The sequence below is a fragment of the Williamsia serinedens genome, from assembly GCF_024171725.1.
GTDB classification, from domain to species: Bacteria; Actinomycetota; Actinomycetes; order Mycobacteriales; family Mycobacteriaceae; genus Williamsia_A; species Williamsia_A serinedens.
In genome coordinates, this window is record NZ_JAMTCG010000004.1 from 240069 (window position 1) to 256723 (window position 16655).

The window sequence follows — 16655 nt, forward strand, 5'->3', positions numbered from 1 at the left end:
AACCGGGCTGGGACCTCTAGAGTCCAGCCATGACGACGTCGCTCGGCAGCCAGGTCCTGCGCCGCAAGCCCGTCACGGGACCTGTCGAGTCCGGTGAGGGCGGTGCCCGGCTCACCCGGAGCATCAGCACGTTCCAGCTGACGATGTTCGGTGTCGGATCGACGATCGGTACCGGCATCTTCTTCGTCATGGCGCAGGCCGTACCCGACGCCGGCCCGGCGGTGATCCTCTCGTTCGTCGTCGCCGGCATCGCGGCGGGCCTGGCCGCACTCTGCTACGCGGAGATGGCGTCGACCGTGCCGGTGTCGGGGTCGACCTACTCCTACGCCTACGCGACGCTCGGCGAACTCGTCGCGATGGGCGTGGCCGCCTGTCTGCTCCTGGAGTACGGGGTGTCGACGGCCGCGGTCTCCGTCGGGTGGTCGGGGTATCTCAACGAACTGCTCGCCAACGTCCTGCACGTCCGACTACCCGACGCGATCGTCGCCGGACCCTTCGACCCGAACCCGGGTGTCCTGAACCTGCCGGCGGTGGTGCTCGTCGCGATGTGCGCGCTGCTGCTCATCCGGGGTGCGAGCGAGTCCGCCCGGGCCAACGCGATCATGGTCATCATCAAGATCGCCGTCCTGGGCATGTTCGTCGCGATCGCCTTCACCGCGTTCGACTCCGGCAACTTCTCGGACTTCCTGCCGTTCGGTGTGCACGGCATCAGCGTCGCCGCCGGCACGATCTTCTTCTCGTTCATCGGACTCGACGCGATCTCGACCGCCGGCGACGAGGTGAAGGATCCGCAGCGCGCGATGCCACGAGCGCTCATCGCGGCGCTCCTCGTCGTCATCAGCGCGTACGTGCTCGTCGCCGTCTCGGCCATCGGGGCGCAGCCGTGGCAGGACTTCGCGTCGCAGACCGAGGCAGGGCTGTCGACCATCCTGCAGAAGGTGACCGGAAACCTGTGGCCCGCCACCATCCTCGCTGCGGGAGCGGTGATCTCGATCTTCTCGGTCACACTGGTGACGATGTACGGACAGACGCGGATCCTGTTCGCGATGGCCCGCGACGGCATGTTGCCGCGCTGGTTCGCGCGGGTGAACCCCCGCACGCAGACGCCGGTCAACAACACGCTCGTCGTCGCGGTCGTCGTGGGTCTGCTCGCCGCCTTCGTCCCCCTCGACAAGCTCGCCGACATGGTCTCGATCGGCACCCTCACCGCGTTCATCGTCGTGTCGCTCGGCGTGATCGTGTTGCGCCGCACCCGACCCGACCTGCCGCGCGCGTTCACGGTCCCCGCCTACCCCGTCACCCCGGTCCTGTCGATCGCCGCGTGCATCTACGTGCTGTCGGGCCTGCACTGGTACACGTGGCTCTGGTTCGCCCTGTGGGTGGGCGTCGTGATCGGCTTCTACCTCCTCTGGGGGCGTCACCACAGCCTGCTGGGCGGCGAGAAGGCCGCGCCGTGACGGTCGTCGTCGGCGTCCACCCGGATCGTGCTGCGGCGGACGCACTCACGCTCGCGGCGTCGCTTGCGTCTCGGCTCGCCCACCCACTCGTCGTGACCACCGTGATCCCGACCCCGTGGACGACACCGTCGATGGCACGGGTCGACGCCGAGTTCGAGCAGTGGTCCCGAGAACTCGCCGACCGCGCGGCCCGCGACGCCGCCGGCACCCTGGCCGCACTGCCCGCGCCGGTGGAGGTCACCTACCGTGCCGTGCAGCACAAGTCGGTGTCCGGCGGTCTGCTGCGCGCCGTCACCGACACCGGTGCCCACACCCTCGTCCTGGGGTCCGCCGACGGTCCCGAGGGTGAGGTGTCGCTCGGCTCCACCGGCGACCGTCTGCTCCACTCGTCGTCGGTGGCGATGGCGATCAGCCCCCGCGGCTATGCCGGACGGGGACCCGCTTTCCCGCGCATCACCTGCGCCTACGCCGGCACGCCCGACTCGCTGGCCGCGGTCCGTGCGGCGGTCGCGCTCGCCTCGACGCTCCGGATCACTTTGCGTGTCATCACCTTCGCCGTGCGCGGACGCACCATGTACCCACCGGAGGTGGGCCTGCACGCCGAGGACGCCGTCCTCGCCGCCCTGACCGAGCAGTCGCACGCCGCCCTCGACGCCCTCCGTGTCGACGGCACCATCCCTCCCACCGTCGAGACGCGGGTGGTCACCGGCGATTCGTGGCGCGACGCACTGGCCGCGGCGGAGCTGGCTCCGACGGAACCGCTCGTCATCGGGACGTCCCCGCGCGGCCAGATCCGACGCGTGTTCCTGGGGTCTCGCGCAGCGAAGATCGTGCGATCGAGTCCGGTGCCCGTCGTGGTCCTCCCGGGCTGAGCGGATGCGACTCTTCCTGTCGTCGTTGGGGTTCGGCGATCACCCAGATGCACTGGTGGGCGTCGTGGGTGCGGGTGCGCGCATCGGTGTCGTCGTGAACGCCGTCGACGACCGACCCGCCGCCGACCGCGCTCTCGCCGTCGAGATCGAGTCCGACGAGATGGCGCGGCTGGGTCTCCGTCCCGTCCACCTCGACGTCCGGGACCCCGATTCCGCTCGTCTCCTCGACGGGCTCGACGCCCTGTGGGTCCGCGGGGGCAACACCTTCGTACTGCGCGCTGCCCTGTCCGACGCCGACACGGACACCGCCATCGTCGACCGAGTCCGCGCGGGGACGTTGGCGTGGGCCGGGTACAGCGCGGGCGCGGCGGTCCTCTCCCCCGACCTCCGGTACGTCTCCGAGGTCGACGACCCGTCCGCCGCGGGTCCGTCGCCGATCACCACCGGACTGGGTCTCGTCGACCGACCGGTCGTGCCGCACGTCGACGGCAGCTACGACGAGGCGTTGCGCTGTGCCGCACTGAGCGCTCGGCTGACCCGGGAGGATGTCGATCACCTCCGGATCGGCGACCGCGACGCGGTGACCGTCGTCGACGGGGTGGTCACCCGGCACTGACGCACGCAGAATCGCCGTCATGACGGACATCGACGTGGTCACCGGTGACATCACGACACTCGAGGTGGACGCCGTCGTCAACGCGGCCAACACCCGGATGCGCGGCGGGGGTGGCGTCGACGGCGCCATCCACCGGGCAGGCGGCCCGGCGGTGCTGCAGGACTGCATCGCCCGCTTTCCGAACGGACTGGCCACCGGCGACGCCGGTTGGACGACGGCCGGGAACATGCCCGCCCGGTGGGTCATCCACACCGTCGGACCGAATCATGCCGCCGGACAGACCGACCGGTCGCTGCTGACGTCCTGCTACCGCCGCTCGCTGGAGGTCGCCGACGAACTCGGTGTCGGCACCATCGCGTTCCCGCTCATCAGCGCCGGGGTCTACGGATGGCCCAGGGACGACGCCATCGCCGCGGCGATCGAGACCATCGCCACGACACCGACCCGGGTGCAGCGCGCGATCCTGGTGGCGTTCGACGCCGCCACGGCTCGTCAGATGCAGGCGGCTCTCGACGCCCGGTAGGCGGTTCGCCCGCGATCTGCCGGGTTCGCCACCCCAGCTGGGTTTCGCCCGCCGCATGTCGCAGGCGAATCGGCACAACGGTGGCGACGCGACCATCCGACGGACCATTTCGGTCCGTCTGAACGCAACCCGCTGCGCCACAGTGCCGGTCGGACATACTCCGTTCACCGAATGGTCGGGAGACCGTGTCGCCGTTGAGATCAGGAGTGGCCGTGGGGGACGTCGTACCTCTGTTCCGTCGGATGCCGTCGTCGGCGGTGGTCGAGGCGGTGACGAGCATCGGTGCGGAGGGTGCCGTCCATTCCGCGCCGGACAGGCGACTGCCGTCGAACGCAGACCGTGCTCAGGCAGCCCTGTTCGCCGAGCTGCTCGTCGAGCACCGGGCACGCATCACGCTCGCCCTGGACGAGGTGCAGACCGCCGATCTGGACCAGGCCCGCCTCGATCGCGCCGCACTACGACGGGAACTGCGGGAAGTGGCCGTCCACCTGGAGAAGATCGGCCGACTGTCGACCTGACACGACCTACTGGTGCTGCTGGAGCTGTTGCGCGATCTGCTGGTTGATCTGTTGCAGCCCCGGCACCGACAGTCCCGGCAGCTGACCCTGGATCGAGCGCACGATCGACGAGTCGTCGCGCACCTTCTCACTCGACTGCACGAGGACCGTTCCGGCACCGGTGAAGTCGAACTGACGCTCCTCGCCGGAATGCACACCGAATCGACGGCCGGCGGCGGAGATCAGGTCGGTCACCCAGGACTCGTCGAAGTGGTGACTCGGCGACGGGCAGTCGGCCCACCCCACGAGCGCCTCGGGGTCGACGCGCAGCGGCGGCTCGGCGAACATCACCGGCCCGTTCGACGACGCGAGGAACTTGCCCGTCCCGAGCAGCGTGAGGAAGCCGGGGACGATCGACTGCTTCAACGACAGCTGCGGTTGCAGAGCGAGCAGGTTCGCCGCACGGATGGTGAGATTGCCGTCGTCGAGGTCGTAGGCGTTGATGTCGTAGCCGCGGTCGCCGATGACGAGCTTGCCCTGCCCCTCCGCGATGACGAAGTCGCCGAGGTACAGCGGGGCCGAGAACCGTTGCGCGACCATGTGCAGCAGGTGCTGTTCGAGACCGTGCTGCAACGACCGGAACGACATCTGCCCGTAGTAGGCGATCATCGCGCCCTTCGACAGGAACCACGGGTGCGTGAGGTCGATGGAGAACGCGTAGTTGTTGCCGGGCACGTTGTCGTCGACGGGCAGCGTGTAGGGGGTCCAGACGGTGTTGAGATCGCTCACAGCTTCTCCTCCGACGCCTGGACGAACACCGTTCCCTGCCCGGTGCACTCGAGCTGCATGGCCTCTCCGCCGGTCCGACCGACGTTGCGCCAGCTGACCGCCGAGCGCAGCGTCGTCGACACCTGTCCCGCCGCACCGACATACGCCTGCGGATCGACGATGACCGGCTTGTCCGGTCTGACCGGCAGATCGAAGACGCCACCGTGGCCCAGCATCACCGCCGAGCCGGGCCCCGACAGCTGCGTCGTGAACATCCCCTGACCGGTGACCGCGCCCGCCGCCGCCGACCGCAGGGAGCCGAACAGCCCACCACCACCGCCGCCCCCGCCCGACGAGGCCACGGACACCACCGACGCCTGCAGACCCGAGGTGTACGCGAGCAGCCGCGACGCCTCGACCCGCAGCTGACCACCGAGAGCACCGACGTCGACGACGTGGGTCTCGATGCCGCGGAAGCCGTAGTGCACGGTGCCGGTTCCCTGGGCGACCATCGTGGCCTCGTGTTCGCCGGCGATCATGCGACCGGCCATGCCGCCCATCCCGGAGATACCGCCCATCCCTCCGGCACCGGGGATCTGGTGCGGCGCGAACGAGACTGCGCCGCTGTAGAAGAGCATCGCCCCGCGACGGGCGATGACCGGGCCCGACCGTGCGAGGTCGATCGAGACCACCTTGCTGTTGACGACGGTGAACATCGCTCCCCTATCGCTCGGCCGGTTGGATCGACACGACGCCGGTGCCGTCCCAGCGCAGCGAGAAGGCCTCACCGCCGCCCTGGCCGATCGCGCTGCGCCACGAGACGTCGGTGACGAAGGACTGTGAGAGCGCACCGCGGGCGCAGACGAATGCGTCGGGATCGACGACGAGCGGGTACTGCGGACTGACCTCGAGGTGGATGAGCGGCCCACCGCGCGAGAGGAGTCCGACCTGCCCGTGACCGGTGACCGTCGTGGTGAACAGCCCCTGCCCGGTGCTCATCCCCCGGACACCGGCGAAGGTGACGTTCGTCGAGAGGTCGCCCGCGAGGACGAGGAGTTGCTCGCTCTCGACCTGCAGCGTCTCCCCGGCCAGGTCGATCACGGTGACCTCGGCGGCATCGTGGGCGAAGTACACGACGCCGGACCCTGCGCACTCCATCAACGACAGGCCTTCGCCGGTCGCCCTCTGCTTGACACCGGCCAGCACACCCTCGCCGCCACCGAAACCCGCTGACTTGAACGAGATCTGGCCTTCGTAGGCCACCATCGACCCGGACAGGGCACGCACTGCCGAGTTGTCGAGGTGCGCCTCGAGGACCCGCTTGGACCGCTGCACCAACCGCATCGCCGCGCCCTTCTCCCGGCGACGCCGAACGCCGGATTCGAGAAGAATGTAGACCCTACGATGACCCGATGCGAGCACTCCCGTTCCTCACCTTCCAGCCCGCGACCCCGGACCGAGGAGCCGCGGCGGCGATGGCTGCCTACGTCGAGATCTTCGACGGCCGCGTCATCGGTGACCGACGGCGCACCGCCGACGAGCCGGGCGGCGAGGACACGGTGTTCCTCGCCGAGTTCGAGATCGCCGGGCTCCGGATCCGGTGCAGCGACTCACCGATCACGCACGCCTGGGACTTCACCCCGGGTGTCTCGCTGTGGGTCGACTGCGACTCCGCCGATCACCAGCGGATCTTCGCCGCGCTCGCCGAGGGTGGCCAGGAGTTCATGCCGCTGGGCGATTACGGCTTCGGACCGTTCGGGTGGGTGCAGGACCGCTTCGGCGTCAGCTGGCAGCTGGGCGTCGCGTGAACCTCACGCCACCGGCGCCGCAGCCCTGACGATCCGGTTGGCGACCGCGACGCCGACGAGCACGACGACCGCGCCGCACCACTGCAGCGCGCTGGGGTACTCGTCGAGGATCGCTGCACTCAATCCGAGTGCGAGGACGGGCTGGGTCAGCAGCAGGCCCGCCGTGGTCGTGGGTGGCAGCCGAACGCTCGCGTGGTTGATGAACACCCACGCGACCACCTGGCTGAGGACGGCCAGGAGGACGAGGTCGACCCACGACGCCGGCGAGATGTCCGCGAACGACAGCCCTCCCGTCGCCGGGGAGACCGCGGCTGTCGTCACCGCCGCGACCGACGTCGACACGAGGAGCGGTTGGAGCAGCAGGGTGTGTCGGCCCCGACTGCCGCGACGTGTGAGGTAGAGGTAGCTGCCGTAGCCGATGCCGGCGAGGAGGCCGAGCACCGTCCCCCGTACCGGGTCGTCGCCGACGGCGTTGTGGGAGCCGATCCCGCCGACCAGGACCACGCCACCCAACAACATCGGCGCGGCCACCACGAAGCGCCGCGGGATCGCCTCCCTGTCGACGATCAGCGCCAACGCGGGCAGCACGATCACCTGGACGTTGATGAGGACGGTGCTGATGCCCGCCCCGACGTCGTAGATCGACGCCGTCCATGCGGCGTAGTCCATGCCGAGGGCGACACCGGCCGCGACGGACCACAGCGACGCGCGCGGCGACAGCGCCCCGAGCCGTCGCCGCTCCCACAGCACGAACGGCAGCATCGCCACGACGGCGAGGGCGCACCGGAGGAACGCGGTCGTCGAAGCGTCGACGCCGGCGAGCTTCACCAGGATCGCCGACACCGACAGGCACGCCGCACCGATCAGGACCGACCCGACGAGCCGGGCGCGGGGCGCGTCGGACGTTGTCGGAGACGAAACGCTCGACACCCCTGCGGCACCCATGGGCGTCACGGTAGAGCCGGGCACCGCCCGGACCGTCGCCACCCCGCCCCGGACGCGACGAAGGCCCCCGGAGCGGACTCCGGGGGCCTTCGTCAGTGGTAGCGGGGACAGGATTTGAACCTGCGACCTCTGGGTTATGAGCCCAGCGAGCTACCGAGCTGCTCCACCCCGCGTTGGTGAACGCAACGTTACACACGCGGGGTGGCGCACTGCAAATCGCGCCCTGACCTGCCGTTATTTAGGCAGCGACTCGTACTGCTGCACCGCCTGGTTCAGGCGATCGAGCGCCTGACCGTAGGCGGTGAAGTTCCCCGAGCTCTGCGCCTGCTGCAACGCCTCGATCGCCGAGTTCAGGTTGGCGACAGCGGCATCCCGGTCACCCGGCGCGGCCGACGAGCTCGGCGCCGGCGAGGTCGGGGTCGACGGGGCGGTGGTCGGGATCGACCCCTGCTGCTGCGTCGGCTGCTGCTGACCGGAACTCCCCGTGGTGTCCTGCCCCGTCGGGTTGTTGTCCGGCACCGCGGCCGCGGCCGGGCTGATACCCGCCTGCTGCAGGGCCTGGGCGATGGTCGGCGCGTAGCCGATGCTCGGCTGCTCGGTGTCCGAACTGCGGTAGCGGACGATCACGCGGAACAACCGCGGGAACGTCGCGTCGGAGTTCTTCGCCTGCGCGTACAGCGGCACCACGTTGAGCAGACCGTTCTGCCCCACCGGGAGCGTCAGCAGGTTGCCGAACCGCGTCGACGCCGTGTTCTCGAGGTTCTTCAGGTCGGCGTTGACCTGACCGAACGTCGACATCGCCGAGAACGCCAGCCGCGGACCCTCACGGGTCGGGTTGGTGGGCACCTCGCGGATCGTCATCTGCCCGTACGTGTCCGGGTCCGACGAGACCGTGAGGTAGGAGGCGAGGAAGTCACGGTTCAACGTGTTCATCACGCTGGTCAGCTGGAAGCTGGCCACGTTCTGGCGACGCGGATCCGAGGCCACGAAGTAGTACGGCGGCTGATCGAGCCCCTGGTCGAGGGCGTTCGAGTCGGTCGGGTCCGCCGGGATCGACCAGAACGAGTTGCCCTGGAAGAACGTGGCCGGGTCCGAGACGTGGTACTTCGCGAGCAGCGAGCGCTGGATCTTGAACAGGTCCTCGGGGTAGCGCACGTGCTCCTTGAGGCTGGTGTTCGCGTCGAACTCCGAGCGCGGCTTGACCGTTCCGGGGAACACCTTCATCCACGTCTTGAGGACGGGGTCCTTGTCGTCGAACTGGTAGAGCGTCACCTTGCCCGTGTAGGCGTCGACGGTGGCCTTCACCGAGTTGCGGACGTAGGCGACCTGACGGTTGACCTGGGTGCGACCGGTCTGTCCCTGCGTGAGCTCCTGCGCGTCGGTCGTCGCGTCCTGCAGCGACGTCTTCTGCGCGTACGGGTAGGCGTCGAGGGTGGTGTACCCGTCGACGATCCACTGGATCGACCCGTCGCTCATCACCGCGGGATAGGTCTTCGAGTCGACGGTGAGCCACGGCGCCGCCTTCTTCACGCGGTCGCGGGGGTCGCGGTTGTAGATGATCTTCGAGTTCGAGTTGATCGCACCCGAGAGCAGGATGTTCCGCTCGGTGTACTTGATCGAGTACGCCAGCCGGTTGAAGATGTTTCCCAGCGAGACGCCGGCGTCACCGGTGTAGGTGTATCGGCTTGTGGGCGTGTCGTATTCGGTCTGCTGGCCGTTCGCGGAGCCGACGATCGCGTAGTCGGGGTTGACCTTGGAGATCAACTCGCCGAAGTAGATCCGCGGCTGCTTCACCTTGATCGGTGCGGTCGCCTGGTAGTTCGGGTCGGCGATGCTGGCGAGATCGCTGACGTCGAAGTCGGGCTGGCCACCGCTGGTGACGTCCGTCCCCGACGACGCCGGCTCGTTCACCTTGTTGGCCGGGGCCGCGACGAACCCGTTGCCGTGCGTGTACACGGTGTGCTTGTTGATCCAGTTCTGCTGGTTCGCGGCGAACCGGGTCGGGTCGAGCTCACGCACCGAGACGATGAAGTCGCGCAGCTGGTTGTCGACGCGGTACCGGTCGATCGCGAGCTGCGTCGGGAACCCGTAGAAGTTCTGCTGCTGCTGCAGCTGGGTGAACGCCTGCGACACGATGTTCGGGTCCAGCACACGGATGTTCGAGATCGTCGCCGAGTCCGAGTCGACGTTCTGCTGGTTGACCTGACCGCCGGTCCAGTTCTCCTGGTAGGTCACCCGGTCGTTGCCGATCTGGTACGCCGCCCTCGTCGCGTCGATGTTGCGCTGGATGTACTCCGATTCCTTCTGCGCCGCGTTCGGCTTGACGGAGAACTGCTCCATCACCGCGGGCCAGCCGACGCCGATCACCAACGCCGACAACAGCATCAGCGCCGTCGCGAGGGCGGGCACACGCAGGTCGCGTAGCACGATGCCGGCGAAGAAGGCCGCCGCACAGATGACGGCGATCGCCAGCAGGATGAGCTTGGCCGGCAACACTGCGTTGATGTCGGTGTAGCTGGCACCGGTGAAGATCTCCTGCTTGCGCGTGCTCGACAGCAGCGAGTAGCGGTCGAACCAGTAGGCGACGGCCTTGAGCAGCAGGAAGAGTCCGGCGATGACGGCGAGCTGGATCCGCGCGGCCCGGGTCAGCGCACCGTTGCGTCCCGCGAGGTGGATCCCGCCGAAGATGTAGTGCGTCACCAGGCTCGCGAGGAACGTGATGACGAGGATGACGAACAGGAAGTTCAGGACGAAGCGGTAGAACGGCAGGTCGAACGCGTAGAACGAGGTGTCCAGTCCGAACTGCGGGTCCTTCACCCCGAACGACTCGCTGTGCAGGAACACCTGGACCGTCGCCCACGACCCCTGCGCGACGAGACCCGCCAACAGCCCGACCAGCGCCGACGGCAGGATCGCGAACCACCGGATCCGGCCCATCACCACGGCGCGGTAGCGCGCGATCGGGTCACCGGGGCCCGACGTCGGCACGAACACCGGCCGCGACCGGTACGCCAGTGCCAGACCCGCGAAGACGATGCCGCCCGCGACGACCGCGGTCACCAGGAACAGCACGATGCGCGTCCAGATGATCGTGGAGAACACGCTGCTGTAGCCGAGGTCGTCGAACCACAGCAGGTCGGTGTAGAGCCCGACGAACCGCGGCCCCACCAGCAGGATCACGAGGATCGCGACGGCGACACCGATGAGGATCTTGCTCCGCTTGGACAGTGTCGGCATCCCTGCCGGACCCCGTACGCCCACTTGTCACGCTCCCACTGCGATACGACGACGCGGCCCGTGAGCACGCGTCTTTGCCATTACTTTACTGACGGCCGGACAGCGGTCCGGTCCCCACGAGTCCGACCGCCGATGATGACAGGATGATCCTGTGACGAGTCCCGACGACGTTCCCCTGTCCCCCGACGCGCTCGGCATCGCCGTGCGGGAGGTCGCGGAGTTCGTCGACGCCGGCGGCTGGGGACAGCCTCCCCTGCTGTTCGCGCTGGTGCCCACCGCGGTGGTCGCGCAGGCGCAACCCGACCTCGCGGACACGCTCGACGAGTCCGAGCTGACCCTCATCGAGCAGGAGGCGCTTCCCGTCGCGCCGGACTCGGGGATGTCGGAGATCGAGCACGTGCTCGGCACCACCAGCTGGCCCGCGGCCGTCGCCGGCTGCGCACTGGTCCAGGAGATCATCGTGTTGCCCCCGGACGCAGAATCCGACCTCGACGAGGCGTTCGGTCCGCTGCTCGCCGACCCCGACGCGGCCGACGAGGCCGCGCGCCAGACCGCGCGCGAGCACCCGGAGGCGACGGACGCGCGGCTCATCGCCGCGGCGCTGCGCGACGGGCGGACGCTGTGCCTGTTGCAGCTCAAGCCCGCCCTGGGCGAGGAAGACGCGCCGATCGAGCTGCTGTCGCACCCGGAGCTCGCCCCGAACCTCGTCGCCGCGGTGGCCGCCACGCTGGACAACGACCCCGACGACTGGTGACGCCCGACGCTCAGCATCGCGGCACGTCGCGACCCGCGCGGATGTCGCCGAGCGCGGTCACCGCGTCGGACAGGGTGTCGACCTTGATCAGGCGCAGGCCGTCGGGGACATCCGACCGCGCCTCCGCGCAGTTGCCCTCGGGCACGAGGAAATCGGTGGCGCCGGCCTCGCGGGCGGCGAGCGTCTTGTGGGTGATCCCACCGATCTCGCCGACGTCGCCGTCGTCGGAGATGGTGCCCGTGCCCGCGATGAACCGGCCGCCGGTGAGGTCGGTGGGACCGAGCTTGTCGATGACGGCCAGCGTCAGCATCAGCCCGGCCGACGGGCCCCCGATGTCGCCGACCGTGAAGTCGATGCGCAGCGACGGGTCGGCGTTGACGAACTCGGGCGTCACGCCCAGATAGCCCTTGCCGGCTTCGTCGGGACGCGAACCGAGCACGACGGGGACGTCGCGGGTCGCACCGGAGGAGTTCGCCACCCCGAACGTGACCGTCGCCCCCGGCTTCGACGACGACACCGCCTGACGCAGCTGATCGGGCGTCGACACCGACCGGCCGTTCACCGAGACCACCCGGTCACCCGACGTCAGCTTCCCCGCCGCGGGTCCCTTCGGATCGACGACGACGGACAGCGCGACGGGCCGCTGGAGATAGCGCAGCGCCGCGACGGTGGCCGAGTCCTCGGACCCGCCCATCTGCTGCTGGTCCTGCTGTCGGACCTCCTCGGCGGACTGGTCCGGCGGGAAGATCTCCTCCCGCGGCTGCAACGCGTCGCGACCGGAGAACCACATGCCCAGCGCCTGGAACAGCGTCAGGCCGTCGGTGACGGACACCGTCGTGAGGTTGAGGTTGCCGTCGGTGGCGCGGACCGGCGCCCCGTCGATCGCGACGACGGGCTTGCCCTCGACGGTGCCGAGGGTGTTCACGGTCGGCCCGGGGCCCAGGCTCACGTAGGGCACACGGACGAACGATCCGACCAGCACGAGGAGCACCAGCAGCACCAGGGTGACCGCCAGTGTCACCATCCGCCGGTTGGCCGGGACGACTCTCACGCGCACCACAGTAGATGTGGCGAGCTCACCTCTCCGGTCCGAGCCGGACGACCTGTCCGGGTCGGGTCAGCGACGGTGCGGTCACCTGGCCCCCGTGCGCCTGCCGGATCACCTCGCCCTGCAGCGCCGTAAGGCACGCCGCCGCGGGCGAGTCGTAGGTCGCCTGCAGGACCGGCGCGATGCTCGCCGCGAACCGGCCCTCCGCGGCGATGAACTGCTCGCGGTACGGCCCGTAGAACGGGAGTATCGCGGCGAGGACGACCTCACCGGCCCCGGCGATGCCGTTCAGGATCGGTGTGATCCAGGGCAGGTTCTGGAAGATGACCGGTTCGAGTTCGGCCAGGATCGGCCCGGCCAGCTGCATCATCGGCTGGATGGCCGGGCCGAGGGAGAACACCTCGGAGGCGAACGGACCGAACATCGGCGAGAGTTCGACGATCGACGACAACCCACCCGACTTGGCCGGTCTCGGCAGGCCCAGCGGGCACGGGGGTTGCGTGTCGACCGCGGGCGCGGAGAACGCCGACGTTGCCGGGTCCACCGCGCTGGACCCACCCGGCGTCGTACCCGCGCCCGGGGTCGTCCCGCCGATCGGGGTGGACGCGCCCGGCGCAGCACCCCCGCCCGGGGTCACCGCCGCCGACGGCAGCGTCGCCCCTCCCGCTCCCGGTGAGATGGCGACGGCCGCGCCCGGCACGGGTCCCGCGGGCGCGGCGGGGGTCGTCGGGGCAGCGGGACGGCCGGCGGGTGGCGACGGCGCGACGGAGGGCACGACCACCGCGGCCGCCGGTGCCGGGGCGGCGGCCGTGCGACCGGCGTCGGTGACGACGACGGAGCGCTGATCACCCGACACCCACGTCGCGGTGGCGAGGACCGCGAGCACCGTCACACCGGACAGCGCCCGGACCACGACGGGTGCCGACGGTCCCCGTCGGCGACGAGCCGGCGGGGTCGGCGCGGCCTGGGCGGGGAACGGCTCGGTCACGGGGTCGACGGCGGGGTCGCTCACGGGTTCTCCAGACTCATCGTGTGGTCGAGGGCGGTGCGGTGGACGGGGCAGCCGCGGACGGCTCGTAGGTGCCCTCGAGGTGCCACACGCCGGTGAAGCCGTTGAACGGGCCGCCGACGATGAGGCTGGTCCACTCGAGGGTGTAGTGACGCGAGGAGGCGTCGTAGGTCCCGGTGGCGGGAGGCCCGTCACCCGAGGACGCGTCGTCCTGGCCCAACCACTTCTGCTGGACCCAGTCCCATGCCCGCGTCGCCTGGGCCACACCCGGCACCTGCGGGCCGGCGGCCGCAGGCGCCTTCGGTGCGCCCTGGTTGAACTCCTGGTTGTTCCACGACGCCGCCCACGCCGTGAGGTTCGCCGTGAGCTTCCCGCCCTCGACACGCACCGACGGCGCGACGACGGCCCTGCGGGTCTGCGGGTCGACGGCGTTCGTGGACGCACCGAAGTCGACCCCGAAGAACCTGGTGGGCTTCATGATCGAGCCCGACAGGGAGTTGCCGTCCGAGGAGAAACCGGGCGTGGGCTCGGATTGGAACCCACCCACGCGCAATCCACCCTCGGACCCCGGGCTCAACAGTGTGACGGTCCCGCCCTGGACCGGCGAGTCGCCGTTGGGCATGAACGGCCCGTCCTTCGGGGTCCCGGCCGGCTGGACCATCCTGAACCACGAGCCGCTCACCGACGATCCGTCGACGGTGCCGGGGTCGAGCCGGAACAGGCCGACGAGATCGCCGGAGGCGGTGGCGGTCCCGTCGGACGAACAGCCCGCCGACGCGAGCGTGAGCGCCGCGGCGGCGACCGCGATGAGCAGGCGGCCCCGGCGGCCGCGCCTCGTCGTCATCATCTCTTCCCCTGTCGTTCTCGACGTCGGTCGGACGTGATGCCCAGTGCTGCGGCGATTCCCGTGAGCGCGCCGGCAGCCACGAGGAACCACGGCAGGACGGCGAACGCGCCTACACCGAGTGCTGCGGTCCGGTCGTTCAGCGCACGGACGCCGTGATAGTTGCCGAGGTTGTCGTTCATGGTCCCGATGAGCCCCGCGAAGTCCGACGACATCCGTTGCCAGGAGGCACGCAGGTCGTCGACGGCCGCGACGTCCTGTCGGGGCGCGGTGGCGATCTCGGCGCGGTAGACGCTGTCGACGGCACCCACGGCACCCACGGCGCCTACGAGGACGACGAAGTAGCCCTGGACGTCGCGGACCTTCGCTGCGGTGAGGACGGTCGAGTACCGGTCGAGCAGCGGGGTCGCGGCACGGGTGTCGCCCGGCATGCCCCGCACCAACGGTGTCACCACCAGCGCCACCGCCACGACCCCCACCACGAGGGCCGCCGGCAGCGGCGGGCGTCCCGTCCGTGCCCGACGCCACGCCCAGACCGACCCGCCGAGGATCAGCAGACCGGCGCCGATCGGGAGGAACGGGATGACGTCGATGGGACGCAGGTCCGCGAGACGCTCGAAGTCGGTGCGGCCGGCGTCGATCCGGTCGATCAAGCCACGCATGTCGGCGTCGATGGCCGGGTAGCGCGCCACGAAGTCGTCGATCTGCGGGTACCGCGTCGCGTCGACCCGGCCCGAGGAGTCGATACGCACGATCGCTGCGTGGGCGGCGGACAACCGGTCGAGATCGGCGCGGAAGGTGTCCATGCGCTGCTCGGTGACGTACGGCGCGAAGGCGGTCACCATCGCCTGGCCCTGCGCGGCCGGGTAGAGCATCCCGCCCGCGAGGGGCACGACGACAAGGACCAGTCCGATCAGTCCGCCGACCGCCCAGGGCCACGACCTCCGCGGCGGTGCCGGCGCGTCGCCGACGACGTGCACCGCCGGCATCGCGACGCCGAGCGCGTCACTCGTCGAGCCGGTGATCACCGGTGGCCCGCCCACGGTGCGGTCACTCGTCACCAGATGTGCCCGCCGTCGGGGTCGCGCGGCGCCGGAACAGGCGGTCGGCGTTGGTGAGCAGCGCGGCGGCGATCGCCGTGATGACGACGAGCACCGGCAGGAGCCATCGCGGTTGCCCGGTCCCGGAGACGTCCACGGCTCGTGCCGTCAACGCCGGGTCGGCCGCGACCGCGGTCCCGGCAACCGGCTGCGCCGCCGCCTGACCCTGCTGACCCGGGGTCTGCGCGCCGGGGGCCGCCGTGGGCGCCGCGCCGCCGGGTGCCGCACCGGCGACGCCGGTCGGAGCCGCCGCTGGTGTCCCGCCAGGGGCCGCCGCGGCCGGAGCCTGCGCGGCGGGAGCCTGCGCCGCGCCGAGCCCGCCGCCGCGGTAGGTCCCGGCGAGGTGCCACAGGCCGGTGAAGTTGTTGAAGGGGCCACCCACGATCTGGCTCGTCCACTCGATGACGAAGGCGCCGCTCGCGCGGTCGATGGTCCCCCGCACCGCGGTCGTCTTCCCGGGCAGTCCGCCACCCGGCTTCGGGGCGCCCTGGTTGAACACCTGCTTGTTCCAGGTGACTCCGAAGGCGCTGAGATCGCCGCTCAGTGTGGTGCCGTCCGCGGCGAGTTGCGGGAGGGCCGCAGCCGACCCCGTCTGGGGGTCGGTGGCGTTCGTCGCCGTCGCGAAACCCACGCCGTAGAACCTCACCGGGCGGGTGACGCGACCGGAGACCGCGTTGCCCGCGCCGTCGAACGCCTGCGCCGGCTGCGGTTGATACGAACCCGACGTCACTCCGCCGTCGCTGCCCGGTGACAGCGGGGTGACGGTCTTGTCCGAGCACCCGGAGTCGCTGTTGGACAGGAACGGCCCGCTGGTGGAACCGGCGGGCAGGATCATGCGGAAGAACGACCCCGTCACCGAGCCGCCCGAGCAGACGCCGGCGTCGATCGCGAACAGGCCGGTCAGCGGGGTGGGCGCCGCGGACGCCGGCGCGGCCCCGACCGCTGCGAGACCTGCGGCGAGCGCGACGACACCCAGCAGTGCGGCCACCCGTCCCGACCTCGTACGCCCGCGCCGCGGTCGGGTCCTGTGCTGCCTGCTCGTCACGCGCCTGCTCCATCGGTCACACCCGCCTGCGCGGGACCTGGACAAATCGAGCGAAATGTAGTGAGAGTTGCGGATCGCTCACAGCGTTGTGGTCATCGTGAACACAAGTGCGCTGAGAGCGAAACCCGACGT

At 70.2% G+C, this 16655-nt stretch carries 17 protein-coding genes and 1 tRNA gene; 7 read left to right on the forward strand and 11 right to left on the reverse strand.

Going from position 1 to position 16655, the window contains the following annotated elements; translation table 11 throughout:
• Nucleotides 1-29 precede the first annotated feature (29 nt).
• From LX12_RS12210 to LX12_RS12230, 5 genes are all read left to right on the forward strand, one after another.
• Nucleotides 30-1457 (forward strand): amino acid permease, encoded by a 1428-nt coding sequence (locus tag LX12_RS12210; RefSeq protein WP_253654826.1) that lies wholly within the window; start codon nucleotides 30-32, stop codon nucleotides 1455-1457.
• Nucleotides 1454-2329 carry a universal stress protein gene (locus LX12_RS12215; RefSeq protein ID WP_253654827.1) on the forward strand — a complete coding sequence of 292 codons (876 nt, stop codon included), beginning with the start codon at nucleotides 1454-1456 and terminating at the stop codon, nucleotides 2327-2329. The genes LX12_RS12210 and LX12_RS12215 overlap by 4 nt, the downstream gene beginning before the upstream one ends.
• 4 nt (nucleotides 2330-2333) lie before the next feature.
• Nucleotides 2334-2945: a Type 1 glutamine amidotransferase-like domain-containing protein gene (locus tag LX12_RS12220; RefSeq protein ID WP_253654828.1), complete on the forward strand. Its 612-nt coding sequence runs from the start codon at nucleotides 2334-2336 to the stop codon at nucleotides 2943-2945.
• Between the two features lie 19 nt (nucleotides 2946-2964).
• Entirely contained in the window at nucleotides 2965-3468 is a 504-nt protein-coding gene (locus tag LX12_RS12225; protein ID WP_253654829.1) for an O-acetyl-ADP-ribose deacetylase, read from the forward strand.
• A 212-nt stretch (nucleotides 3469-3680) separates the two neighbouring features.
• Nucleotides 3681-3986 carry a hypothetical protein gene (locus tag LX12_RS12230; protein ID WP_253654830.1) on the forward strand — a complete coding sequence of 102 codons (306 nt, stop codon included), beginning with the start codon at nucleotides 3681-3683 and terminating at the stop codon, nucleotides 3984-3986.
• A 6-nt stretch (nucleotides 3987-3992) separates the two neighbouring features.
• Here the strand turns inward: LX12_RS12230 and LX12_RS12235 are convergent, their stop codons facing one another.
• Genes LX12_RS12235 through LX12_RS12245 form a run of 3 tightly spaced genes read right to left on the reverse strand, consistent with a single transcriptional unit; the run spans nucleotide 3993 to nucleotide 6077 of the window.
• Nucleotides 3993-4754, reverse strand: coding sequence for an AIM24 family protein (locus LX12_RS12235; protein WP_253654831.1), 762 nt, complete (start codon nucleotides 4752-4754; stop codon nucleotides 3993-3995).
• Complete coding sequence (locus LX12_RS12240) at nucleotides 4751-5449, reverse strand: AIM24 family protein (RefSeq protein ID WP_253654832.1); 699 nt, start codon at nucleotides 5447-5449, stop codon at nucleotides 4751-4753. The genes LX12_RS12235 and LX12_RS12240 overlap by 4 nt, the downstream gene beginning before the upstream one ends.
• A 7-nt stretch (nucleotides 5450-5456) precedes the next feature.
• A complete protein-coding gene (locus LX12_RS12245) occupies nucleotides 5457-6077 on the reverse strand; it encodes an AIM24 family protein (protein ID WP_253654833.1) in 621 nt (206 codons plus the stop codon).
• 68 nt (nucleotides 6078-6145) lie between these two features.
• On the opposite strand from LX12_RS12245, the gene LX12_RS12250 reads away from it, so the two are divergent.
• On the forward strand, nucleotides 6146-6541 hold the full coding sequence (locus tag LX12_RS12250; protein ID WP_253654834.1) for a VOC family protein: 396 nt from the start codon (nucleotides 6146-6148) through the stop codon (nucleotides 6539-6541).
• A 3-nt stretch (nucleotides 6542-6544) separates the two neighbouring features.
• Here LX12_RS12250 and LX12_RS12255 read toward each other — a convergent pair whose 3' ends face one another.
• From LX12_RS12255 to LX12_RS12265, 3 genes are all read right to left on the reverse strand, one after another.
• Entirely contained in the window at nucleotides 6545-7486 is a 942-nt protein-coding gene (locus LX12_RS12255; RefSeq protein WP_253654835.1) for a DMT family transporter, read from the reverse strand.
• A 96-nt stretch (nucleotides 7487-7582) separates the two neighbouring features.
• Nucleotides 7583-7659, reverse strand: a tRNA-Met gene (locus LX12_RS12260).
• Between the two features lie 61 nt (nucleotides 7660-7720).
• Nucleotides 7721-10747, reverse strand: coding sequence for a UPF0182 family protein (locus tag LX12_RS12265; protein WP_308214001.1), 3027 nt, complete (start codon nucleotides 10745-10747; stop codon nucleotides 7721-7723).
• Between the two features lie 127 nt (nucleotides 10748-10874).
• On the opposite strand from LX12_RS12265, the gene LX12_RS12270 reads away from it, so the two are divergent.
• Nucleotides 10875-11477 carry a PPA1309 family protein gene (locus LX12_RS12270; RefSeq protein ID WP_253654837.1) on the forward strand — a complete coding sequence of 201 codons (603 nt, stop codon included), beginning with the start codon at nucleotides 10875-10877 and terminating at the stop codon, nucleotides 11475-11477.
• A gap of 10 nt (nucleotides 11478-11487) precedes the next feature.
• Here the strand turns inward: LX12_RS12270 and LX12_RS12275 are convergent, their stop codons facing one another.
• From LX12_RS12275 to LX12_RS12295, 5 genes are read right to left on the reverse strand one after another with little or no spacing between them, the layout of a single operon-like run.
• A complete protein-coding gene (locus tag LX12_RS12275) occupies nucleotides 11488-12501 on the reverse strand; it encodes a YlbL family protein (protein ID WP_253655100.1) in 1014 nt (337 codons plus the stop codon).
• A gap of 52 nt (nucleotides 12502-12553) precedes the next feature.
• Nucleotides 12554-13537 (reverse strand): hypothetical protein, encoded by a 984-nt coding sequence (locus tag LX12_RS12280; protein ID WP_253654838.1) that lies wholly within the window; start codon nucleotides 13535-13537, stop codon nucleotides 12554-12556.
• 13 nt (nucleotides 13538-13550) lie between these two features.
• Nucleotides 13551-14378 carry a hypothetical protein gene (locus LX12_RS12285; RefSeq protein ID WP_253654839.1) on the reverse strand — a complete coding sequence of 276 codons (828 nt, stop codon included), beginning with the start codon at nucleotides 14376-14378 and terminating at the stop codon, nucleotides 13551-13553.
• Nucleotides 14378-15439: a hypothetical protein gene (locus LX12_RS12290; RefSeq protein WP_253654840.1), complete on the reverse strand. Its 1062-nt coding sequence runs from the start codon at nucleotides 15437-15439 to the stop codon at nucleotides 14378-14380. The genes LX12_RS12285 and LX12_RS12290 overlap by 1 nt, the downstream gene beginning before the upstream one ends.
• Nucleotides 15429-16466 (reverse strand): hypothetical protein, encoded by a 1038-nt coding sequence (locus LX12_RS12295; RefSeq protein ID WP_372504999.1) that lies wholly within the window; start codon nucleotides 16464-16466, stop codon nucleotides 15429-15431. Before LX12_RS12295 ends, LX12_RS12290 begins: the two co-directional genes overlap by 11 nt.
• Between the last annotated feature and the right edge of the window lie 189 nt (nucleotides 16467-16655).